We start from the raw sequence: 22,331 nt of genomic DNA, 5'->3' as shown, positions 1-22,331 counted from the left end.
GCGAGGCGGGGCGTCCGGTTGGCCACGGTTGGGCGCGTCAGCGCTTGTCCATGCCCACGTAGTCGCGCGTCGCGGCGCCGGTGTAGATCTGGCGCGGACGGCCGATCTTGGCTTCCGGATCGGTCTGCTGCTCGAGCCAGTGCGAGACCCAGCCGGCGGTGCGGGCGATGGCGAACATCACCGTGAACATCTCGGTCGGGATGCCCAGCGCCTTGTAGATGATGCCCGAGTAGAAGTCGACGTTCGGGTAGAGCTTGCGCTGCACGAAGTACTCGTCCTTGAGCGCGGCCTCTTCCAGGCGCATCGCCACTTCCAGCATCGGGTCGTCCACGCCGAGCTCGCTGAGCACCTTGTGGCACATCTCGCGGATGATGGTCGCGCGCGGGTCGAAGTTCTTGTACACGCGGTGGCCGAAGCCCATCAGGCGGAAGCCCGAGTTCTTGTCCTTGGCGCGGTCGACGGCCTTGGAGACGTCCTCCGGGCGGCCGATCTCGGCCAGCATCTTCAGCACCGCCTCGTTGGCGCCACCGTGGGCCGGGCCCCAGAGCGCGGCCACGCCCGCGGCGACGCAGGCGTAGGGGTTGGCGCCGGTCGAGCCGACCAGGCGGACGGTCGAGGTGGAGGCGTTCTGCTCGTGGTCGGCGTGCAGGATGAACAGCAGGTCGAGCGCCTTGGCGGCCACCGGCTTGAGCTGCAGCGGGCCCGAGGGCACCTCGAACATCATGTGCAGGAAGCGCTCGACGTACTCGAGGTTGTTGCGCGGGTAGCGGATCGGCCAGCCGATCGAGTGGCGATAGCACGCGGCGGCGATGGTGGGCACCTTGGCCAGCAGGCGGATCGCGGCCAGGCGGCGCTGCTCCGGGTCCTCGAGGTCGAGGTCGTCGTGGTAGAAGGCCGCGAGCGAGCCGACCATGCCGCACAGCATCGCCATCGGATGGGCGTCGTGGCGGAAGCCGTGCAGGAAGCTCTTGAAGGCCTCGTGCATCATCGTGTGGTGGGTGACTTCGTGCTCGAACTTCGCGAACTGCGACGCGTCCGGCAGCTCGCCGTTCATGAGCAGGTAGCTCGTTTCCAGGAAGCTCGAGTGCTTGGCCAGCTGCTCGATCGGGTAGCCGCGGTAGAGCAGCACGCCCTCGTCGCCGTCGATGTAGGTCACCGCGCTGCGGCAGCTGGCGGTCGCCACGAAGCCGGGGTCGTAGGTGAACAGCCCGGTTTCCTTCGGCAGCCGGGTGATGTCCACGCAGGGGGCACCGAGGGTGCCGTGGTGGACGGGAAGCTCTACGTTCTTGCCGGCGGCGTTGAGCACGACGCTCTTGTTGTCGGACACGGGCGGACTCCTTTCAGGGATGTGCGGGCCGTGATCCGGGTGGTCCCGGCGCGGGCCCGCCATGAAGAACCGAGGCGTGCCGCCCGGGGGCGGCTACCATTCGCGGAAGTATCGCATGGCGGGCCGCCGAAGTCAGTGACAGGGAGCGTGTTCGAAGCACCATGGCTGCAACGCAAAAGGCCACCCCGGGGGGTGGCCTTTTGTGGACTGGGCCGGCATGCGGCCCGGCGCGGCGCTTACTTGGCGTAGCGCTTGCGGAAGCGGTCGACGCGGCCGCCGGTGTCCATGACCTTCTGCTTGCCGGTGTAGAACGGGTGCGAGGCCGAGCTGATGTCGATCTTGACCAGCGGGTACTCGTTGCCGTCCTCCCACTTCACCGTCTCCTTGCTCGAGAGGGTGGAACGGGTGAGGAACGCGAAGTCGGAGGACAGGTCCTGGAAGACGACTTCTTTGTAGTTCGGGTGGATGTCGGCCTTCATGGCTGGTGGCTCCGCCGTTGATTCGTAGGGAAAGACCGGAATTATAGGCCGGATCCGGCGGCCGGGGCAAGCCGGTCGCACTCAGGCCCCGAGCGCGCCCCGGACCCGGGCCTCGAAGGCCGCCTGGTCGTAATCGAGCACGATCCGGGCATTGTCCGGCTGGCCGCTGCGCCGCTGCCAGTCCACCACGGTGGCGCCCCGGGAAAGCCGGCCCTCCAGCTCCACCGCCAGCGGCCGGTCCTCGGCCCGGCGCACCCCGCCGGGGGCCAGCGCCACGGCCATGGCCAGGGCGTCGGCACTGTGCCAGCGCTCGCCGCGGCGCTCGGCGGACCAGCGCCGGGTGTTGAGGGAAATGGCGTCGTAGAAGCGGGCCCGGGCGTCGCCCGCGGCCAGCCAGGCGTCCACGTCGGTATGCAGGAAGCCGTGCCGCAGCACCGCCTCCCAGTCCACCACCTCGGCCTTCGGGAAGGACCGGAACACGATGTCGGCCGCTTCCGGGTCGAAGGCGATGTTGAATTCGGCCGGCACCGAGGTGTTGCCCTGCCCCGTCACGGCACCGCCCATCACCACCAGCCGCCCCACCCGGGAAGGCAGGGTAGGATCCAGGCGCAGGGCCAGGGCCAGGTTGGTGAGCGGACCGAGCGTGACCAGCAGCAGGCGGCCCGCGTGCTCGCGGGCGATGCGCAGGATGGCCAGGGCCGCATGCTCGTCCTGCGGCCGGCGCGCCGCCGGCGCGTAGCCGGTGTCGCCGAAGCCATCCTGGCCGTGCACGTAGGCGGCGTCGGCGGCGGGGTGCAGCAGCGGCACCGGGCAGCCGGGGTGCACCGGCACGTCCACGCCGGCGATTTCGCACAGCTTGAGCGCGTTGGCGACCGTGTGGCCCAGGCCGACGTTGCCGGCGGCGATGGTCAGGGCCTTGAGCTCGTGGCGCGGATCGGCGAAGGCCATCAGCAGGGCCAGCGCGTCGTCCACGCCCGGGTCGGTGTCGATCAGCAGCGGGATGCGTTCGTTCATCCGGGGATTATCCCCGAATCACCCGGCTCGGTCTCAGGCACCGGCGAAACGCGCCGCGCCGCCCACCCAGCGCGCCACCACGCGGCCCGCCAGGCCAGGGTCGGCGGCCAGCAGCCCATCGGCGGCGCGGTGCACGGCCGGCAGCAGGTCGGCATCACGGGCCAGGTCGGCCACGCGGAAGCTGGCCAGGCCGGTCTGGCGCGTACCCAGCAGTTCGCCCGGGCCGCGCAGTTCCAGGTCCTTCTCGGCGATCACGAAACCGTCGGTGGTGGCGCGCATCACTTCCAGGCGCTCGCGCGCCAGCGCCGACAGCGGCGGTTTGTACATCAGCACGCAGCTCGAGGCCGCGGCGCCCCGGCCGACGCGCCCGCGCAGCTGGTGCAGCTGGGCCAGGCCCAGGCGCTCGGCGTTCTCGATGATCATCAGGCTGGCATTGGGCACGTCCACGCCGACCTCGATGACGGTGGTGGCCACCAGCAACTTGGTCTCGCCGGCCTTGAAGCGCGCCATCACCGCCTGCTTCTCCGCCGGCTTCATGCGCCCGTGCAGCAGGCCCAGGGGCAGGCCCGGCAGCGCCTCGCCCAGCTGCTCGAAGGTGGTCTGCGCCGCCTGCGCCTCGACCTCCTCGCTGTCCTCGATCAGGGTGCAGACCCAGTAGGCCTGGCGGCCCTCGGCGCAGGCGGCGCGGATGCGCTCGACCACTTCGGCGCGGCGCTCGCCGCTCACCGCCACCGTCGTCACCGGCGTGCGCCCGGGCGGCATTTCGTCGATCACCGACACGTCGAGGTCGGCGTAGGCCGACATCGCCAGCGTGCGCGGGATCGGCGTGGCGGTCATCACCAGCTGGTGCGGCACCTGGCTGCCCGACAGCCCCTTGTCGCGCAGGGCCAGGCGCTGGTGCACGCCGAAGCGGTGCTGCTCGTCGACGATGGCCAGGGCCAGGGCGGCGAAAGCGACCTTCTCCTGCATCAGCGCATGCGTGCCCACCACCACCTGGGCGCGGCCGTGGGCGATGTCGTCGAGGGCGGCCGCGCGCGCCTTGCCGGTGACCTTGCCGGCCAGCCAGGCCACGCGCAGGCCCAGCGGCTCGAGCCAGGCCCGGAAATTGTTGAAATGCTGCTCGGCCAGCAGTTCGGTCGGCGCCATCAGCGCCACCTGCCGGCCCGCCTCGACCGCGTTGGCGGCGGCCAGCGCGGCCACCACGGTCTTGCCGCTGCCGACGTCGCCCTGCACCAGGCGCAGCATCGGCTCGGGCCGGGCCATGTCGCGGGCCACCTCGTCGAGCACGCGCTGCTGGGCGCCGGTGAGCGGAAACGGCAGGCGCTTGCACAGCGCCGCCGCCAGCTTGCCGGCCGGCCGCACCGGCATGGCGCCGTGCTCGCGCAGGGCGATGCGCTGTCGGCGCAGGCTCAGGTGGTGGGCGAGCAGCTCCTCCAGCGCCAGCCGCCGCTGGGCCGGGTGGCGGCCGGCGGCGAACAGGGCCAGGTCGGCGTCGGGCGGCGGCCGGTGCGCGGTGAGCAGGGCCTCTCGCAGCGTCGGCAGGCCCAGGGACTCGCGCGTGCCCGCGGGCAGCAGCTCGAGGGTGTCGGCCGGCGGCAGCCGCGCCAGCGCCTCGCCCACCAGCTTCGCCACCGTGGCCGGGCCCAGGCCTTCGATCGCCGGATACACCGGATCGAGGCGGTCACGCGGGGCCGCATCGGCCTCGTCGGCCAGCATCCGGTAGCTCGGATGCACCATCTCCAGGCCATGCTGGCCCGGCCGCACCTCGCCGTAGCACAGGATGCGCCGGCCCGGCACGAACTGCGCCACCTGCGCCTTGCCGAAGTGGAAGAAGCGCAGCACCAGCGTGCCGCGCGAGTCGTCGCCCACCGCCACGCGTAGCATGGGCCGGTAGCGGAAGCTGCGCTCGACCGCCTCCACCCGCGCCTCCACCTGCGCCGGCTGGCCGGGCCGCAGGTCGGCGATGGCGGTGATGCGGGTGCGGTCCTCGTAGCGCAACGGCAGGTGCAGCCAGAGGTCCTGCAGGGTTTCCAGGCCACGCGCGGCCAGCTTGGCGGCCACCTTCGGGCCGACGCCGGGAAGCGCCGACACCGGCGCGTCGCCGCTGGCATCGAGCCGGGGCGCCGGGGCGTCGCGGCGTCGCGGCGGCCGCGCCATGGCTCAGCCGGTGACCATCACTGCGTCGATCTCGAGACGCGCGCCCTTGGGCAGGCCGGAGACCTGGATGGTGGAGCGCGCCGGGAACGGCTTCTGGAAGTAATCGGCCATCACGGCGTTGACCGCGGCGAAGTCCGACATGTCGGTGAGGTAGATGCAGACGCGGGCAATGTCGTCGAGCGAACCGCCGGCCGCCTCGCTGACCGCCTTGAGGTTGTCGAACACCCGGCGCGCCTCGGTGGCGATGTCGGCGCTGACCAGCTCGCCGCTGGCCGGGTCGAGCGGGATCTGGCCGGAGAAATACACGGTGCCGCCGGCGCGCACGGCCTGCGAGTAGGGGCCGATGGCGGCCGGGGCGAGGTCGGTGTGGATGGCTTGGCGGGACATGGCGGTGCTCGGCTGGGGTCGTGCCCCATTGTAGGAGCGCGCCGCGCGCGGCCGCCAGCCGCGGTCAGAGGCGCTGGACCCCGTGCACCACGCCAAGGCGGCGGATGCGCCGGATCACGTCGGCCAGGTGCTTGCGATGCCGCACCTCGATCGAGAACTCCATCACCGACACCGTCAGGTCGCGCTCGCGGTATTCGACCGCGTCGATATTGGAGTTGCTCTCGGCCACCGCGGCCGCCACCTGGGCCAGCACGCCGGGCTTGTTCTCGACCTCGATGCGCAGCGCAACGCGGTAGTCGCCCTCGACGTTGCGATCCCAGCCCATGGGCACGCAACGCTCGGGGAACTTGCGGTATTCGGCCACGTTCGGGCAATCGGCGCGATGCACCACCACGCCCTTGCCGGCGCTGAGGTAGCCCATGATCTCGTCGCCCGGGATCGGGTGGCAGCAGGCGGCGAAACTGAGCACCCCGCGCTCGCTGCCGCTGATCATGATGCGTTCGGTCGGCGGCAGCGCCGGCGCCCGGGCCTGCGCGGCGTCCTCCTCGCCGTGCACCATCAGCCGCGCCACCTGGGCCGGCATGCGGTTGCCCAGCGCGATGTCGGCCAGCAGCTCCTCGAGGCGGCGGTAGCGCAGGTCGGCGAGCAGCTGCTCGACCCGCTCGGCCGGCACGCGGTCGAGCGAACATTCCATGGCTTCGAGCGCGCGGTCGAGCATGCGGTGGCCAAGGTCGACCGCGTCCTCGTGCTCGAGCCGCTTGAGGAAGTGCCGGATGGCCGTGCGCGCCTTGCTCGAGACCACGTATTCGAGCCACTGCGGGCCGGGCGAGGCCGAGGGCGCGGTGATGACCTCCACGCTCTGGCCGCTGGTGAGCTTGGTGCGCAGCGGCACCAGCCGGCGGTCGACGCGGGCGGCGACGGCGTGGTTGCCAACGTCGGTATGCACGGCGTAGGCGAAGTCGAGCGCGGTGGCGTTGCGCGGCAGTGCCATGATGTCGCCCTTGGGCGTGAACAGGTAGACCTCGTCCGGGAACAGGTCGACCTTCACGTTCTCCAGGAACTCCAGCGACGAGCCGGCCGCCTGCTGGGCGTCCATCAGGTTGCGGATCCAGTCCTGGGCGCGCACCTGCGCCGCCGTGCTGCCGCTGCCCGCGCTCTTGTACAGCCAGTGCGCGGCGACGCCGCGTTCGGCCACCTGGTCCATCTCCTCGGTGCGGATCTGCACTTCCACCGGCGCGCCGTAGGGGCCGAACAGCACCGTGTGCAGGCTCTGGTAGCCATTGGCCTTGGGGATGGCGATGAAGTCGCGGAAGCGGCCGTCGAGCGGCTTGAACACCGAGTGCACGGCGCCCAGCGCGTGGTAGCACTGCATCACGCCCGGCACGACGATGCGGAAGCCGAACACGTCGAGCACCTGGTCGAGGCTTTTGTTCTCCTGCTTCATCTTGGTGTAGATGCTCCAGGGCGACTTCACCCGGCTCACCAGGGTATGCGGCAGCTGCTCCTGGGCCAGGCGCTGCGCCAGCTGGGCCTCGACCGTGGCCAGGGCCTCGCGCCGCATCACCGGCTGGGAAGCGATGCGCCGGGAGATCACCGCGTGCCGCTTCGGGTACAGGGCGCGGAAACCAAGATCCTGCAGCTCGGCCTTGAACTTGTTCATGCCCAGGCGCTGGGCGATGGGCGCGTAGATCTCAAGCGTCTCGCGGGCGATGCGCCGGCGCGATTCGGCCGCCATCGCATCGAGCGTGCGCATGTTGTGCAGGCGGTCGGCGAGCTTGATCAGGATGACGCGCAGGTCGCGCGCCATCGCCAGCATCATCTTGCGGAAGCTTTCGGCGGCGGCTTCCTGGCGGTCGCGGAACTGCAGCTTGTCGAGCTTGGTGACGCCGTCGACCAGTTCGGCCACGGCCGGGCTGAACTCGCGTTCGATCTCGCTGCGCGGCAGCGGCGTGTCCTCGAGCGCGTCGTGCAGGATGGCCGCGCACAGGGTCTCCGCGTCGAGCCGCAGCTCGGCCAGCAGCCCGGCCACGGCCACCGGGTGGGTGATGTAGGCCTCGCCGGACTTGCGCAGCTGGCCCTCGTGGGCCCGGGCGCCGACTTCATAGGCGCGCCGCACGCTGGCGACCTGGTCGGGCGGAAGGTACTCGGAGAGTTTCAGTTCAAGCGCGCGGACGGCGTCCGGACAGGGGTCCGGGCACGGGGTTTGAGCCAGCGTTGGCTTGGAAAACGAGGACATGCCGGCAGACTACGCGGGCGGGTGCAGGGCATCAATGCCGATGCAGGTGCCCCGCCCTTGCGACGGGGCACTGGGCCGGCCAGGCCGGCCCGGGGATATCAGAGGTCGTCGCCGCCCTTGGACAGGTCGTCGTCGACCACCTCGGCGGCGGCCCACTCCAGGGCCTCGCGCTCGGCGCGCTCGCGCTCGGCCTTCTCGACCTCGTCGATCAGGGCCTGGTCGACCTTGCGCGCGGCGATCTCGCGCAGGGCCAACACGGTCGGCTTGTCCTGGTTCTCGCTGTTGTCCAGGGCGGGATCGACGCCCTTGGCCAGCTGGCGGGCGCGCTTGGACGCCATCAGGACCAGCTCGAAGCGGTTGTCCACGACGGACAGGCAGTCTTCCACGGTGATGCGGGCCATGAGCTCTCCTCGGCCGTGGCGCCCGGCCGGGGCCCCACGGAGAATCAATAAGTTACGCGAACCGGGTATTCTACCCGCCGGCCATTTCCGACGCAATCGGCGCCCGTCTCAGGCCAGCAGGTCGCGGATCAGGCCGGCATGGCGCTCGGCCTGGACCTGCCGGCGCAGGCGGTGGGCCACGAAGATGGCCCGCAACTCGGCGGCGGCGGCGTCGAAGTGCTCGTTGACGATGACGTAGTCGAACTCGTCGTAGTGGCTCATTTCCTCGCGGGCGGCGGCCAGGCGCCGGGCGATGGTCTCCTCGCTGTCCTGGCCGCGGTTGCGCATGCGGGTCTGCAGGGCGTCGCGCGAGGGCGGCAGGATGAACACGCTGACGCAGTCGGGCACCTGCTCGCGCACCTGGCGCGCGCCCTGCCAGTCGATCTCGAGCAGCACGTCCTTGCCGGCCGCCAGCTGCGGCTCCACCGACTGCCGCGCCGTGCCCTTGTAGTCGCCGTGCACCAGGGCGTGCTCGAAGAATTCGCCCCGGGCCACCATGGCCTCGAACTCCCCGCGGCTCACGAAGTGGTAGTGCTGGGCGTGGCGCTCGCCCGGGCGCGGCGCGCGCGAGGTGAAGGAGATCGACAGCGCGATGCCCGGCTCCCGGGCCAGCACGGCGTTGACCAGGCTCGACTTGCCCGCCCCGGAGGGCGCGGCGACGATGAAAAGGGTGCCGCGGACGGTGTTCATTCGAGGTTCTGCACCTGTTCGCGCAGCTGTTCGATCAGCACCTTGAGCTCGACCGCAGCCTGGGTGGTGCGCTGGTCCACCGACTTGCTGCCCAGGGTGTTGGCCTCGCGGTTGAACTCCTGCATCAGGAAGTCCAGCCGCCGGCCCACGGCCTCGGGCAGGGCCAGCACGCGGCGGGCCTCGGAAACGTGGCTGGCGAGGCGGTCGAGCTCCTCGTCGACGTCGATCTTCTGCAGGCCCAGCACGATTTCCTGCTCGAGCCGGCCCGGCTCGAGCGGCAGCTTGAGGTCGGCCAGGCGGGCGTCGAGGCGGGCGCGCAGGCCGGCGCGGATCTCGGGCAGCCAGCCGCGCACCTGGGTGGTGATGGCCTCGATGCCGTCGAGCCGCTCGGCCATCACCGCCGCCAGCTTGGCGCCCTCGCGCTCGCGCGCGGCGACGAACTCGGCCAGGGTCTGCTCGAGCAGCTCCAGCGCCTCGGCCTGCAGGCCGGCCTGGTCCAGGCCCTCCTCCTCGACCACGCCCGGGAAGCGCAGCAGCTCGATGAAATCGGTGCGCAGGCCGGGGAAACGCAGGTCGGCGGCCTGGGCCGCGCCGGCGAGCTGGTCGAGCAGGGGCTGGTTGAGCCGCAGTTCGCCGCGGGCACCGGCCGAGGGCCGGAAACGCAGCACCAGGTCGACCTTGCCGCGCGAGACCTTCTGCGCCACGCGTTCGCGCAGCGCCGGCTCGATCGCGCGCAGTTCCTCGGGCGTGCGCACCACCAGTTCGTGGAAGCGATGGTTGACGGCACGCAGTTCGCAGGCGAGCTGGCCGCCGGTGGCGGCGCGCTCGCAGGCGGCGAAGGCGGTCATGCTGCGGATCATGGTAAAGCCCGGTCTGGTCGAGCCCGAATGGTAATCTAGCCGGCCGAAACTTGCCGGAACCCGCCGATGACCGCCTCCTCCCGCCCCAGCGGCCGCGCCCACGACCAACTGCGCGACGTGCGCATCGAACGCGGCTTCACCCGGCATGCCGAGGGCTCGGTGCTGGTGAGCTTCGGCGACACCCGCGTGCTGTGCACCGCCAGCGTCGAGGCCCGGGTGCCCGGCTTCCTGCGCGGCAAGGGCGAGGGCTGGGTGACGGCCGAGTACGGCATGCTGCCGCGCTCGACCAACACCCGCAACGACCGCGAGGCCGCGCGCGGCAAGCAGGGCGGCCGCACGCTCGAGATCCAGCGCCTGGTCGGCCGCAGCCTGCGCGCCTGCGTCGACCGCCGGGCGCTCGGCGAGCGCACCATCACGCTCGACTGCGACGTGCTCCAGGCCGACGGCGGCACCCGCTGCGCCGCGATCACCGGCGCCTACGTGGCGCTGTGCGACGCGATGAGCTGGCTCAGGGCGCGCGGCGAGATCACCCGCGACCCGGTTCTGGGCGCGGTGGCCGCGGTCTCGGTCGGCATCTGGCAGGGCCAGCCGGTGCTCGACCTCGACTACCGCGAGGACAGCGGCTGCGACACCGACATGAACGTGGTGATGAACGACGGCGGCGGCTTCATCGAGCTGCAGGGCACGGCCGAGGGCCATGCCTTCCGCCGCGACGAGCTCGACGGCCTGCTCGCCCTCGCGGAAAAAGGCGTCTCCGAACTCATCGCCCTGCAGCGGGCCGCGCTGGCGGGCTGATTGGTCATGCAAAAGCTCGTGCTGGCGACGTCGAACAAGGGCAAGCTGGCGGAGTTGCGGCCGCTGCTGGCCGATGCCGGCTACGACTTGGTGACGCAGGGCGAACTGGGCGTGGCCGACGCGGTCGAGGACGGCCGCAGCTTCGTCGAGAACGCCATCATCAAGGCGCGCCACGCCTGCGTCGCCACCGGGCTGCCGGCGCTGGCCGACGACTCGGGCCTGGTGGTGCGCGCGCTCGGCGGTGCGCCGGGGGTGCTCAGCGCCCGCTACGCCGGCGCCCAGGGGGATTCGGCCGCCAACATCGCCCGCCTGCTCGGCGCCCTCGAGGGCGTGCCCGAAGCGGAGCGCGAGGCGCATTTTTATTGCGTGCTGGTGCTGCTGCGCCACGCCGACGACCCCGAGCCGCTGATCGCCGAGGGCCGCTGGCACGGCCGCATCCTCGCCGGCCGGCGCGGCGCGGGCGGCTTCGGCTACGACCCGGTCTTCCTCGACACCGCCAGCGGTCTGTCGGCGGCCGAGTTCGAACCCGCCACCAAGAACCGCGTCAGCCACCGCGGCCAGGCCATCGCCCGCCTGCGCGAACTGCTCGGCGCCTGAGCATGCTCATCCCGCCGCCGCTCTCGCTCTACATCCACATCCCGTGGTGCGTGCGCAAATGCCCCTACTGCGACTTCAACTCGCACGCACAGGGCGGCGAGCTGCCGGTGCGCGAGTACGTGGCGGCGCTGGTGCGCGACCTCGAGCAGGACCTGCCGCTGGCCTGGGGCCGCACCGTGCACAGCGTGTTCTTCGGCGGCGGCACGCCCAGCCTGTTCCCGCCGGAAGCCATCGGCGACATCCTCGACGCCTGCAGCGCCCGCCTGCGCTTCGCCCCCGGCGCCGAGGTGACGATGGAGTGCAACCCCGGCACGGCGGAACATGGCCGCTTCGAGGGCTACCTGGCCGCCGGCGTGAACCGGGTCAGCTTCGGCATCCAGAGCTTCGACGACGGCTGCCTGCAGCGCCTGGGGCGCATCCACGACAGCGCCGAGGCCGAGCGCGCGGTGAAGCTGGCCCAGGACGCCGGCCTCGACAACCTCAACCTCGACCTGATGTACGCCCTGCCCGGCCAGGACCTGGCGATGGCCCTGCACGACGTCGAGCGCGCGATCGCGCTTCAGCCGGCGCACCTGTCCCACTACCAGCTCACGCTCGAACCCAACACCGCCTTCGCCGCCCGCCCGCCCGCCGGCCTGCCCGACGAGGACAGCGCCTGGGACATCCAGGAGCGCTGCATCGAGGCCATGGCCGCCGCCGGCTACACCCAGTACGAAGTCAGCGCCTACGCCCGCCCGGGTCGGCAGTGCGCGCACAACCTCAATTACTGGCGCTTCGGCGATTACCTTGGCATCGGTGCCGGTGCCCACGGCAAGATCAGCCTCGGCGCCACCGGCGAAATCCGCCGGCGCTGGAAGGTGAAGAACCCGCGCGACTACCTCGCCCACGCCGGCACGCCGCGCGGCATCGGCGGCGACGACCCGATCGCGCCGGCCAACCGGCCCTTCGACTACATGCTCAACGCCCTGCGCCTGGTCGAGGGCTTCGACCTGGCCGACTTCGAATCGCGCACCGGCCTGCCGGCCGCGACCATCGCCGCCGAGCTGGGCGTGGCGCGCGAACGCGGCTGGCTCGAGGCCGACGGCACGCACTGGCGGCCGACCGAACTCGGCCGGCGCTTCACCAACGACGTCATCGGCCTGTTCCTGCACGACTGAGCCCTCGCCCCGGCGGGCGCCTTCATCTAGACTTCACCTGCCCCTGGTGCACGGGAAGCCGGTCCGAATCCGGCGCTGCCCCCGCAACGGTAGGCCAGCAGTTCCTTCCATCAAGCCACTGTGCCGACCGGCATGGGAAGGGGGGAGGAGGGCGCGGACCCCGCGCCACTGGCAAGCCCGGAGACCGGCCGGGGGCTGGCAGCCGGCTCGCGCCGGCCGCCACCACGGCACGTCGCGGAGGGCGGCGGGGCGGCGCCATGCCCCGTCGCGGGCGTGCGTCCTCCTGTCCACCGCGCGGGCCTTCCCGCGGGTGTGCGTCATCAGGAGGTTCCACCATGTCACCGCTGTTCCGTTCCGGCGCGCTGCGCGCCGCGATCCTCGTTTCCCTTTCCACCCCGGTGCTGGCCGGGGAGGCCCTCACCCTCGATGCCGTGCAGGTCACGGCCGGCCGCGTCGAACGCCCGGTGGGCGAGACCCTGGCCTCGGTCACCGTGCTCACCCGCGAGGACATCGAGGCCAGCCAGGCCCCCGACCTGGCCGACCTGCTGGCCCGCCAGGCCGGCGTCGACCTGGCCCGCACCGGCGGCCCCGGCAGCGCGACCACCGTTTTCCTGCGCGGCGGCAACGCCCCGCACACCCTGGTGATGGTGGACGGCGTGCGCGTCTCGTCCACCGGCCAGGGCGTGTTCGACTTCGCCCACCTGCCGGTCGAGCAGATCGAGCGCATCGAGATCGTGCGCGGTCCGCGCGCGGCCATCTGGGGCTCGGACGCGATCGCCGGCGTCATCCACATCTTCACCCGCGACCCTTCGGCCAGCTCGCTGCGCCTGCTGGGCGGCAGCTACGGCCGCCGGGGCGCCAGCGCCGCCACCGGCCTCGGCGACCAGGACCGCGGCCTCGGGGTCTCGGCCGGCTGGCAGCGCCTGCGCGGCTTCTCGGCCACCAACGCCGGCAGCTGGGCCTTCGACCCGGACGATGACGGCTACCGCAACCGCAACCTGTCCCTGCGCGGCCGCACGGCGCTGGGCAACCAGCGCCTGGCCTTCCAGGCCCTGGCCACCGACGCCGACGTCGAGTTCGACCAGGGCACCACCCGGGCCCGCAACAGCTCCGGCGGCCTGACCCTGGGCGGGGCGCTCGGCGCACGCTGGACCCACCAGCTCAGCCTGGGCCACGCCCGCGAGGACCTGGACACGGTCTCGGGCTACTCCAACTCCTTCCGCAGCCGCCGCACCAGCCTGGACTGGATCAACACCCTGGCGGTGGGCAGCGCCGGCAGCCTCAACCTGGGCCTGGGCTGGCAGGACGAGGAAGGCGTCTCGGCCAACGTCTTCGACGGCCAGACCTTCGCCCGCAACCGCTCCAGCCGGGCCGCCTTCGCCGGCTACGGCGGCCGCTTCGGCGCCCACCTGCTCGACCTGTCGCTGCGACACGATCACAGCAACCAGTTCGGCGGCGCCACCACCGCCAACGCCGCCTGGGGCTGGGCGCCGTCCGAGGCGCTGTTGCTGCGCCTGGGCTGGGGCGAAGGATTCCGCGCGCCCAACTTCAACGAGCTCTACTACCCGGACACCGGCTACGGCTACGCGGGCAACCCCGGCCTGCGGCCGGAGCGCTCGGAAACCTGGGAGGCGGGCCTGGCCTGGACGCCGGCCGCCGGCCATCGCGTCGACCTGTCGCTCTACCACACCCGCGTGCGCGACCTGGTGGCCTTCGCCGCGCCCGGGACCAACAACGCCATCAACATCAACCGCGCGCACATGGACGGCGCGGAACTCGAATACCGCTTCGACGGCCGGGCCTGGCGCTGGGGCGGCAACCTGGCCTGGCTCGACAGCGAGGACGAGGCCACCGGCCTGGCCCTGCTGCGCCGCGCCCGCCACAAGGCCCACGTGGACCTGGGCTATCGCTTCGCAGGCGGCCTGGAACTGGCGATCGACGGCGATTACGTGTCGTCGCGCCGGGACGTGGGCGGCAACCCGGCGGCCTACGCGCTGGCGCACCTGCGCCTGGCCTGGCCCCTGGGAGAGGGCTGGCGGCTTGAGGCCCGCATCGAGAACCTGGGCGACCGCGACTACACCGTGGTGCAGGGTTTCAACACGCCCGGACGCAGCGGCGTGCTGAGCGTGGTCTGGAACGGCAAGCATTGAGCCATCCGGACAGCCCGCGAGGATTTCCCGGCGGGCTGTCCGGGCCTAGGCGCGGACGCCCTGCTGTGCATAGAATCGCGATGGGGAATCACTCGGAGAGACGGATGCCCGCATCCGCACCACCTCCGCACGCGTCGGCACCGACGCTGGCGTCGAGACAGCTGCCTGACCGGGTCCGCTCACTTCTCGGCGGGATCCTCGAGTATTCGTCCGACGAGATCGAACGGACGCTGGTCGGCATGCTCAATGAATTCGAGCAGCAGCTGTTCAAGTACGCCGAGCAGGCGCGCAGCAACATCGTCCAGACCCGCTGGCTCGAAGCGCAGCGGGTGGTCAAGCGCACCCGCCCCGACCTGGTGCCGCGTTTCCTGATCCTGCTCGAGGCCGAGCTGGCCACCATCAAGGATCCGCCCGGGCCCAAGTCGCTGATCGGCGGCTTCCGCCTCAACCGCGACGAGCTGTCCCTGGTCGACAACCTCGACCTGGACGAGACCACGGTGCTCACCGAGGTCGCCGGCCGGGTCGAAGTGCGCAACAGCCTGCCGCTCTACCTGCTCGGCCAGCGCTTCGGCGTGCTGGCCGGCAAGCCGGCCTTCGACGCCGAGACCGTGCCGGTCGGCCCGCACGCCCTGTGCCGCATGCTGCGCCAGGCTTCCGAGTGCCTGGAGCTGAGCGGCGAGCACCGCGCCCTGCTCTACCGGACCTTCGAGCGGCACCTGGCGCCGCTCTACGGCACCTTCATCGAATCGATCAACACCTATCTCTCGCGCCACGGCGTGCTGCCCAACCTGCACTACGTGCCGGTGCGGGCGCGCCCTGCCGCCACCCAGACCGGTCCGGCGCGGCGGGCGCCGGGCGAACTGTCGGGCGGCGGCGAGGCTGGCGCCGGCGGCGCCGGCGGCGCAGGTGGCCCCGGTGGTGCGGGAACGGGTGGCGTCGGCATCGCCTCGGGCACCGGCACGGGCACCGGCTACGGCACGGGAACGGGTTACGGCGGCGGCTCCACCGCCCGCACCGCGGGCGGCGGCGCCGGCCCGGCCGGTGGCGGCATGGCCCTGGGCGGCATGGACGCCGGCGGCGAAGACAGTTTCCAGCAGATGCGGCACCTGCTCGCGGGTCGCCGCCAGTTGCTGGGCAAGCTGGTCGGCGGCGCACCGCGCGCCACGCCCGGCAACGCCGTGCTGGTGGAGCCCACGCTGGTCCAGGACGCGCTCGGCTCGCTGCAGAAGAAGCCGCTGGGCCCGGTCATGGTCGGCGGCAAGCCCACCGTGCGCACCATCGCCCACCTCAAGCAGGACCTGCTGGCCCAACTGCGCCAGGCCACGCCGGACGGCAAGCCGCCGGCCCTGCCGGAGGAGGACAACGACACCATCGACCTGGTCGGCATGCTGTTCGACCACCTGATGAAGGACGTGCGGCCCAACAGCCCGGCCTCGAACCTGCTGGCCAAGCTGCAGGTGCCGCTGCTGCGCGTGGCCCTGCAGGACAAGGGCTTCTTCACCCGCCGCCAGCATCCGGCGCGACAGATGCTCAACGCCATCGCCGAGACCGGCGCCTACTGGCTGGGCGAGGACGACACCGACCAGCAGCTGGTCGGCAAGATGCAGTCGGTGGTCGACCGCACGGTGCGGGAATTCGATGGCGACGTGAGCGTCTTCGGCAACCTGCTCGAAGACCTCAGCTCGCACCTGCAGACCGTCTCGCGCAAGGCCGAGGTGGCCGAGAAGCGCCACGTCGAGGCCGCGCGCGGCAAGGAGCGCCTGGCGCTGGCGCGCGAGCGCGCCGCCGCCGTGGTCGAGGGCCTGCTCAAGAAGCAGAACCTGCCGCGCTTCACCCATACCCTGCTCAGCCAGGCCTGGACCGACGTGCTGGCGCTCACTTCGCTGCGCCAGGGCGAGGACTCCGACGCCTGGAAGCAGCAGCTCGAGATCGCCGAGCGCCTGGTGGGCGTGGCCAAGGCCGGGCCCGGCGCCGCCGGCATCCCGCCGGCCGAGGCCAGGGCGCTGCAGCAGGAGATCCAGGGCGCGCTGTCCCAGGTCGGCTACCACGCCGACGAAGCCGCCGCGATCGCCCAGCGCCTGGTCGACCCGCAGGGCGGCGGCAGCGACGACGACTCGGCCGCCAGCCGCACCGAACTGACCATGCGCCTGAAGGCCCGTGCCCGCCTGGGCGAGGACCTGCAGCAGGCCAAGAAGAAGAAGGTGGTGCTCGCGCCCGATGAGCAGGCCCGGCTCGAGCAGATCAAGCACCTGCCTTTCGGCACCTGGTTCGAGTTCACGCTCAACCAGCAGGGCGAGAAGGTGCGGCGCCGGCTGTCGTGGTTCTCCACCGTCACCGGCCACGTGCTGTTCGTCAACCACCGCGGCCAGAAGGTCGGCGAGCACACGCTCGAAGGCCTGGCCAAGGCCATGGCCCAGGGCCAGGTGAAGGTGGTCGAAGAGGAGAAGGGCACCCTGATCGACCGCGCCTGGAACACCGTGATGAACGCCCTGCGCTCCTTCGCGGGCGGCTCCTCCGGCAACAGCAGCAGCGAGGCGCCGGCCCGATGAATACCGAATACCGTCGCGCCAAGCGTCGCAAGGTCGGCTTCGACGTCGACGTCACCGACACCATGACCGGCGAGGTCGTGGGCAAGCTCAGCAACCTGTCCGAGACCGGCATGCTGCTGATCCTCGGCCATGCGCTCACCAGCGATGCCCTCTACCAGCTTCGCTTCACCCTGGTCGACGAGGCCGGCCGGGAGCGCAGCGTCGAAGTGGGCGCGCACGAGCTGTGGTCCGACGACGCCGCCGCCCCGGGCCAGGTCTGGACCGGCTTCCGCTTCATCGACGTGGCACCCGAGGACGTCGCCTTCATCCGCGGGTGGGTGGATGCACCCGGCAGCCAGTACGTCTGAGCTCCGCTTCGCCCTGGCCCTGGCCGCGCTGGCACTGCTGGCGGCCTGCGGCCCCAGCCCCGACCGGGTTGAACAGCTGCATGTCTTCGGCACCCTGGCCGAGCTGCGCCTGCGCGACGCACCGCCCGGGCAGGCCCAGGCCTCGCTGGCGGAGATCGCCGCCCTGCTCAACCAGCGCGAGCGCGAGTGGCACGCCTGGCAGGACTCCGACCTGACCCGCATCAACGCCGCCTTCGCCCGGGGCGAGGCGGTCGAGGCACCGGACTCCGTGGTGGCGCTGCTGCGCCGTTCCCAGCCGCTCTCGGAGGCCAGCGACGGCCTGTTCGACCCGGCCATTGGTGGCCTGGTCGGGGCCTGGGGCTTCCACACGTCCAGCTTCCCGATCATGACGCCGGTTCCGTCGGATTCGCAGCTGCAGGCCTGGCGCGAGCAGCGCCCGCGCATCACCGAGGTGCGGGTGGATGGCCGCATGCTGTCGACGCCCAACCCGCGCACCCAGCTCGACTTCGACGCCGTGGCCGAGGGTGCCGCGGCCGAGGAGGTGCTGGCGATACTGCGCCGGCATGGCATCCGGCACGCCCTGGTCAACCTCGGCGGCGACGTCGTGGCGCTGGCGCCCGCCGGCGCCGCGCCCTGGCAGGTGAGCCTGCGCGACCCCTTCGGCGGCGTGCTGGGCTCGGTCGCGCTCGGCGACGCCGAAGCCCTGTTCACCTCCGGCAACTACAACAAGTTCCGCCAATCCGCCGCCGGTGCGCGCCAGCCGCATATCCTCGACCCGCGCACCGCCCGGCCGGCGCGCGGCACCGCCGCCGTGGTGGTGCTGCACGCCGATCCGGTGCTCGCCGACGCGGCCGCGTCGGCGCTGTTCGTGGCCGGCCCTTCGGGCTTCGAGGCCATGGCCCGGCGGCTCGGCCTGGGCTGCGCGCTGATGGTCACCGACGAGAACGAACTGCTGGTGACGATGGCGATGAAGGCCCGGCTGACGCTGCTGCGCGACCCGGTGCCGCTGGGACCGCCCCTGGACCTGGGCCCCGCCTGCGTGGCCGGGCCGGCGCGCTAGCCGCCCAGGCTCAGCCCGCGGGCCGCTCGCGGAAGCACAGCGCGGCCTCGGGCTTGTGGATGGCGAAACCCTGGGCGTAGTCCACGCTCAGGCCGCGCAGCAGGTCGCGGGCACGCTCGTCGGCCACCCATTCGCCCACCACCTGCAGGCCCAGCTGGTGCCCGATGTCGGTGACCGCACGCACGATCGAGTAGCTCACCGGGTCGGTCTCGATGTTGCGGATGAAGCTGCCGTCGATCTTGATGAAGTCCACCGGCAGGTTCTTCAGATAGCCGAACGACGCCATGCCCGAGCCGAAGTCGTCGAGCGAGAAGCGGCAGCCCGCGGAGCGCAGGCGCTGCATGAACTCGACCGCACGCGCCATGCTGCTCACGGCCGCGGTCTCGGTGATCTCGAAGCAGATGCGCTGCGGCGAGACGCCGTGGCGCTCGAGCGCGTCGAGCACGAAGTCGGCGAAGGCTTCGTCCTCGAAGGTCGGGCCCGAGAGGTTGATCGCGCACAGCTTCACCGGCTTGCCCGAAGGATGCAGCCCGCTGAAGTTGGCCAACGTCGTCTCCACCACCCAGCGGTCGAGCTGGGGCATCAGGCCGAATCGTTCGGCGGCGGGGATGAAGGCGCCCGGCGGCACCATCTGGCCGTTCTCGTCGCGCAGGCGCACCAGCATCTCCATGTGCACGCCGTCGGCGCGTTCGCCTTCCCACAGCGGCGCCAGCTCCTGGAAATACAGCAGGAAACGGCCGTCCGACAGCGCCTGGCGGATGCGGCCGGCCCACTCCATCTCGGAGCGGCGCTGGCTGGTCTCGGAGTCCTGCTCGGAGAACAGGTGCACGCGGTTGCGGCCGCGTTCCTTGGCCATGTAGCAGGCGGTGTCGGCATGCGCGAGCAGCGTGCGCTGGCTCAGGCCCGGGCCGCGCAGCATCACCACGCCGATGCTGGTGCTGATGGTGTAGTTGCGCTGCTCCCAGCCGAACACGTAACCATCGACCTCGGTGCGCAGGGCCTCGGCCATCGCCACGGCACGGCTCTCGTCCACGTCCCGCAGCAGGATCGCGAACTCATCGCCGCCCAGCCGCGCCACCACCGCATCCGGCGGCAGCAAGCCCGAGAGCAGCTGGGCCAGCTGGCCAAGCAGCTGGTCGCCGGCATAGTGGCCGGAGGTGTCGTTGATCAGCTTGAACTGGTCCAGGTCCATGTACAGCAGGGCCCAGGGCGGCCCGCCCTCGTCGAGCGAGCTGATCGCGGCATCGAGCCGGCGCTCGAACTCGCGGCGGTTGTGCAGGCCGGTGAGCGAATCGTGGCTGGCCTGGTAGCTCAGCTCCTCGCTGAGCACGCGCAGCTCGGTGATGTCGTTGGCCACCGCCAGCAGGTGCGGCACCCCGCCCAGGTCGATGGTCGACACCGACAGCGTGGACCAGAAACTGGCCTCGTTGGCCCCACGCAGGCGCGCGGTTTCGTTGATGATGCCGTCGGGCGTGCCCGCCAGCCCGGCCACCTGCTCGCGCAGGCGGCCTTCCTCGACCAGGTCGACCAGGCGCACCCGGGAAACGTCGCCCTCGATGCCGAAGCGGTCGCGGCAGGCCTGGTTGGCATAGACCAGGCGGGTGTCCCCGGCGTGGGCCAGCATCACCAGCGCCGGCAGGAGCTCGTTGAGGGCGCGGAAGCGCTCTTCGCTCTGGCGGAACTGCTCGGTCATCTCGCCGGCCAGGGCCAGGGCGCGGGCGCGCGTGCCGGCGATCGACCAGGCCAGGGTGGCCAGCAGCAGGCTGGCCAGCACGCCGATGCCGAAGGTGAGCTCCGGCAGCCAGCCCGAGGGGTCGGTGACGAGCAGCGGCCGCGCCTCGATGCGCCAGGTGCGCCCGCCGTAGGCGATCTCGTGGCTGTAGGCCGGGTCGTCGGCTCCGAGGCCGGCACGGGCGGCCGCCTCATCGCCACCATCCTCGTAGAGCGGCAGCCTGGCGCCGCCGGTGACGTCCACCACGGCGACATGGAAACGCTCCCGCGTCTCGCCGGGCAGCGCATCGGAGATCAGCCGGCCCACCCGGAACGAGGCCGCCAGCGAGCCGATTTCCCGGGCCCGCCGCTCGGCCAGGTCGCGCGGCGGTGGCCCGGCGCTGTAAACCGGCAGGCGGATGGTGACGCCATCGTTGGGGCCCGCCGTGCCGGCGCGCTGGATCAGCTGGAAGGGCGCCGACATCACCGGCCGGTCGGCGTCGCGTGCGAAACGCGCCGCGGCCAGGTTGGCCGGCTGGCTGGCAACGTCCAGGCCCAGCAGGCCCTGGTTGCCCGCCTGCGGCACGACCAGCGTGGTGAGGTAGTGCTCGCGCCCGTCGGGCTCGACGTCGGGCGCCGGGCGATCGCTGCGCTCGGCGTAGGCCATGGCCTGCAGGCTCGGGAACTGCTCGCGCGGCCGGAGGTTGGCGTAGATCGACTCGAATTCCTCTCCGGTCACCGAATCGGAGGACAGGAACAGCGCCTGCACCGAACGCACCAGCAGGCCGCAGGTCCGCAGCTGGGTTTCGATCGCCTCGAAGCTGCGCTCGGCCAGGCGCTCCAGGCGCTGGGCCTGGCTGCGCTCGAGGGCATCGTGGTGCAGGGTCGCGGCCACCGCGCTCAGCGCAAGCCCGAAAACCAGCGCCCCGAAGCTCCATAGCCAGGTGGGCTGGCCGAGGAATCCGCCGTCTTTGCGCTGCTCTGGCAAGCCACACTCCTGCGCGGACGCCGCCTAATGCGGCAAAATCGGGAACCAGCCAATGGGAACCCAAGACCAATGAACGCCCCGGACCTCGAGCATCTATATCGCGCGCACCTGCAGGTGATCAAGGCACGGGCCGACCGGGCCCTCGAAAAGGCGGGCTTCGATCACCTGCTGGTGGCCTCGGGCGTCGAAAAGTTCGAATTCCTCGACGACCGCCCCTACCCCTTCAAGCCCAACGCACAGTTCAAGGCCTGGGTGCCGCTGGTGCGCCATCCCTCGTGCTGGGTCGCCTACACGCCGGGCCAGCGGCCGGTGCTGGTCTATTACCAGCCCGACGACTACTGGCACGTGCCGCCGAGCCCGCCCGCCGGCTTCTGGACCGGCGAGTTCGACATCCGCGTCATCGCCGACCCCGCCGAGGCGGCGAAACACCTGCCCGCCGGCGGCCGCGCCGCGATCCTGGGCGAGCCCGACGCGGCCCTGCCGGGCTTCGAGCCGAACAACCCGAAGGCCGTGCTCGACTACCTGCACTACCACCGCGCCTACAAGACCGCGTACGAGCTCGACCGCATGCGCGCCGCCCAGCGCCGCGCCGTGCCGGGCCACCTGGCCGCGAAGGCGGCCTTCCATGCCGGCGCCTCCGAGGCGCGCATCCACGCCGCCTACCTGGCCGCCACCGGCCATAACGACCTCGACGCGCCCTACGGCAGCATCGTCGGCCTCAACGAGCACGGCGCCACCCTGCACTACCAGTACAAGGACGCGCAGGCGCCGGGCCGCCACCGCTCGCTGCTGATCGACGCCGGCGCCGAGGTCGACGGTTACTGCTCCGACATCACCCGCACCTGGGGCGACGGCGATGCCCGCTTCGCCGCGCTGGTGTCCGCGGTCGAGGCCGAGCAGCTGGCGCTGTGCGGCAAGGTCCGCGCCGGCACCGACTACCGCGACCTGCACCTGGAATGCCACCTGCGCCTGGGCGGCGTGTTGCGCAACCTCGGCATCGTCGACATGGACCCGGGCGACATGCTCGCGCGCGGCGTCACGTCCACGTTCTTCCCGCACGGCCTGGGCCACCCGATCGGCCTGCAGGTGCACGACGTGGCGGGCTTCACCGACGAGGGCGGCCAGCTGATCCCGCGCCCGGAGGGCCACCCCTTCCTGCGCATGACCCGCACGCTCGAGCCCGGCATGGTGGTGACGATCGAACCCGGGCTCTACTTCATCCCGACCCTGCTCGCCCGGCTGCGCGAGCGGCCCGAGGGCAAGGCGGTGGACTGGAGCGCCGTCGAAGCGCTGGCGCCCTGGGGCGGCGTGCGCATCGAGGACGAAGTGCACTGCACCGACGGCGCGCCGGAGAACCTGACGCGGGACGCGTTCGCGGCGGCCTGAGC

The 22,331-nt window shown here is 71.8% G+C and carries 18 protein-coding genes and 1 riboswitch; of the genes, 8 read left to right on the top strand and 10 right to left on the bottom strand.

Annotated elements, in window-relative coordinates:
- Positions 1-37 precede the first annotated feature (37 nt).
- The 9 genes from C6N40_RS04910 to C6N40_RS04870 form a co-directional block, all read right to left on the bottom strand.
- Positions 38-1,327, bottom strand: a complete 1,290-nt coding sequence (locus C6N40_RS04910; RefSeq protein WP_106989892.1) for a citrate synthase — start codon at positions 1,325-1,327, stop codon at positions 38-40.
- 236 nt (positions 1,328-1,563) lie between these two features.
- Complete coding sequence (locus tag C6N40_RS04905) at positions 1,564-1,806, bottom strand: type B 50S ribosomal protein L31 (protein WP_106989891.1); 243 nt, start codon at positions 1,804-1,806, stop codon at positions 1,564-1,566.
- An 81-nt stretch (positions 1,807-1,887) separates the two neighbouring features.
- Complete coding sequence (locus C6N40_RS04900) at positions 1,888-2,820, bottom strand: nucleoside hydrolase (RefSeq protein WP_106989890.1); 933 nt, start codon at positions 2,818-2,820, stop codon at positions 1,888-1,890.
- A gap of 33 nt (positions 2,821-2,853) precedes the next feature.
- Positions 2,854-4,977: an ATP-dependent DNA helicase RecG gene (gene recG, locus C6N40_RS04895; RefSeq protein ID WP_106989889.1), complete on the bottom strand. Its 2,124-nt coding sequence runs from the start codon at positions 4,975-4,977 to the stop codon at positions 2,854-2,856.
- A gap of 3 nt (positions 4,978-4,980) precedes the next feature.
- Positions 4,981-5,364 (bottom strand): RidA family protein, encoded by a 384-nt coding sequence (locus C6N40_RS04890; RefSeq protein ID WP_106989888.1) that lies wholly within the window; start codon positions 5,362-5,364, stop codon positions 4,981-4,983.
- 64 nt (positions 5,365-5,428) lie between these two features.
- Positions 5,429-7,600, bottom strand: coding sequence for a RelA/SpoT family protein (locus tag C6N40_RS04885; RefSeq protein WP_106989887.1), 2,172 nt, complete (start codon positions 7,598-7,600; stop codon positions 5,429-5,431).
- Positions 7,601-7,698: 98 nt separating this feature from the next.
- Entirely contained in the window at positions 7,699-8,001 is a 303-nt protein-coding gene (rpoZ, locus tag C6N40_RS04880; RefSeq protein ID WP_106989886.1) for a DNA-directed RNA polymerase subunit omega, read from the bottom strand.
- A 108-nt stretch (positions 8,002-8,109) separates the two neighbouring features.
- Positions 8,110-8,730 (bottom strand): guanylate kinase, encoded by a 621-nt coding sequence (gmk, locus tag C6N40_RS04875; protein WP_106989885.1) that lies wholly within the window; start codon positions 8,728-8,730, stop codon positions 8,110-8,112.
- Entirely contained in the window at positions 8,727-9,590 is an 864-nt protein-coding gene (locus C6N40_RS04870; RefSeq protein WP_106989884.1) for a YicC/YloC family endoribonuclease, read from the bottom strand. Before C6N40_RS04870 ends, gmk begins: the two co-directional genes overlap by 4 nt.
- A 66-nt stretch (positions 9,591-9,656) precedes the next feature.
- Here C6N40_RS04870 and rph point away from each other — a divergent pair, with 66 nt between their 5' ends.
- The 7 genes from rph to C6N40_RS04835 all read left to right on the top strand — a co-directional run bounded on the left by rph (position 9,657) and on the right by C6N40_RS04835 (position 18,245).
- On the top strand, positions 9,657-10,385 hold the full coding sequence (rph, locus tag C6N40_RS04865) for a ribonuclease PH (RefSeq protein ID WP_106989883.1): 729 nt from the start codon (positions 9,657-9,659) through the stop codon (positions 10,383-10,385).
- A 6-nt stretch (positions 10,386-10,391) separates the two neighbouring features.
- Entirely contained in the window at positions 10,392-10,982 is a 591-nt protein-coding gene (gene rdgB, locus C6N40_RS04860; RefSeq protein WP_106989994.1) for an RdgB/HAM1 family non-canonical purine NTP pyrophosphatase, read from the top strand.
- Positions 10,983-10,984: 2 nt separating this feature from the next.
- Positions 10,985-12,139: a radical SAM family heme chaperone HemW gene (gene hemW, locus C6N40_RS04855; RefSeq protein ID WP_205208545.1), complete on the top strand. Its 1,155-nt coding sequence runs from the start codon at positions 10,985-10,987 to the stop codon at positions 12,137-12,139.
- A 27-nt stretch (positions 12,140-12,166) separates the two neighbouring features.
- A riboswitch (cobalamin riboswitch) is annotated at positions 12,167-12,346 on the top strand.
- Between the two features lie 128 nt (positions 12,347-12,474).
- On the top strand, positions 12,475-14,289 hold the full coding sequence (locus tag C6N40_RS04850; protein WP_162782085.1) for a TonB-dependent receptor domain-containing protein: 1,815 nt from the start codon (positions 12,475-12,477) through the stop codon (positions 14,287-14,289).
- Positions 14,290-14,393: 104 nt separating this feature from the next.
- Positions 14,394-16,838 carry a DUF1631 domain-containing protein gene (locus tag C6N40_RS04845; protein ID WP_162782084.1) on the top strand — a complete coding sequence of 815 codons (2,445 nt, stop codon included), beginning with the start codon at positions 14,394-14,396 and terminating at the stop codon, positions 16,836-16,838.
- Positions 16,835-17,185 carry a PilZ domain-containing protein gene (locus tag C6N40_RS04840; RefSeq protein ID WP_106989880.1) on the top strand — a complete coding sequence of 117 codons (351 nt, stop codon included), beginning with the start codon at positions 16,835-16,837 and terminating at the stop codon, positions 17,183-17,185. Before C6N40_RS04845 ends, C6N40_RS04840 begins: the two co-directional genes overlap by 4 nt.
- Positions 17,160-18,245: an FAD:protein FMN transferase gene (locus C6N40_RS04835; RefSeq protein ID WP_106989879.1), complete on the top strand. Its 1,086-nt coding sequence runs from the start codon at positions 17,160-17,162 to the stop codon at positions 18,243-18,245. Before C6N40_RS04840 ends, C6N40_RS04835 begins: the two co-directional genes overlap by 26 nt.
- A 10-nt stretch (positions 18,246-18,255) precedes the next feature.
- Here the strand turns inward: C6N40_RS04835 and C6N40_RS04830 are convergent, their stop codons facing one another.
- Positions 18,256-20,943 carry a bifunctional diguanylate cyclase/phosphodiesterase gene (locus C6N40_RS04830; RefSeq protein ID WP_240183447.1) on the bottom strand — a complete coding sequence of 896 codons (2,688 nt, stop codon included), beginning with the start codon at positions 20,941-20,943 and terminating at the stop codon, positions 18,256-18,258.
- Between the two features lie 69 nt (positions 20,944-21,012).
- Here C6N40_RS04830 and pepQ point away from each other — a divergent pair, with 69 nt between their 5' ends.
- Positions 21,013-22,329 carry a Xaa-Pro dipeptidase gene (gene pepQ, locus C6N40_RS04825; protein WP_106989878.1) on the top strand — a complete coding sequence of 439 codons (1,317 nt, stop codon included), beginning with the start codon at positions 21,013-21,015 and terminating at the stop codon, positions 22,327-22,329.
- The last annotated feature ends 2 nt before the right edge of the window (positions 22,330-22,331 follow it).

Origin of the sequence: Arenimonas caeni (assembly GCF_003024235.1) — a bacterium.
GTDB lineage: Bacteria > Pseudomonadota > Gammaproteobacteria > Xanthomonadales > Xanthomonadaceae > Arenimonas > Arenimonas caeni.
The sequence above is the reverse complement of the archived record's forward strand: the minus strand, read 5'-3'. Positions and strand labels throughout refer to the sequence as shown.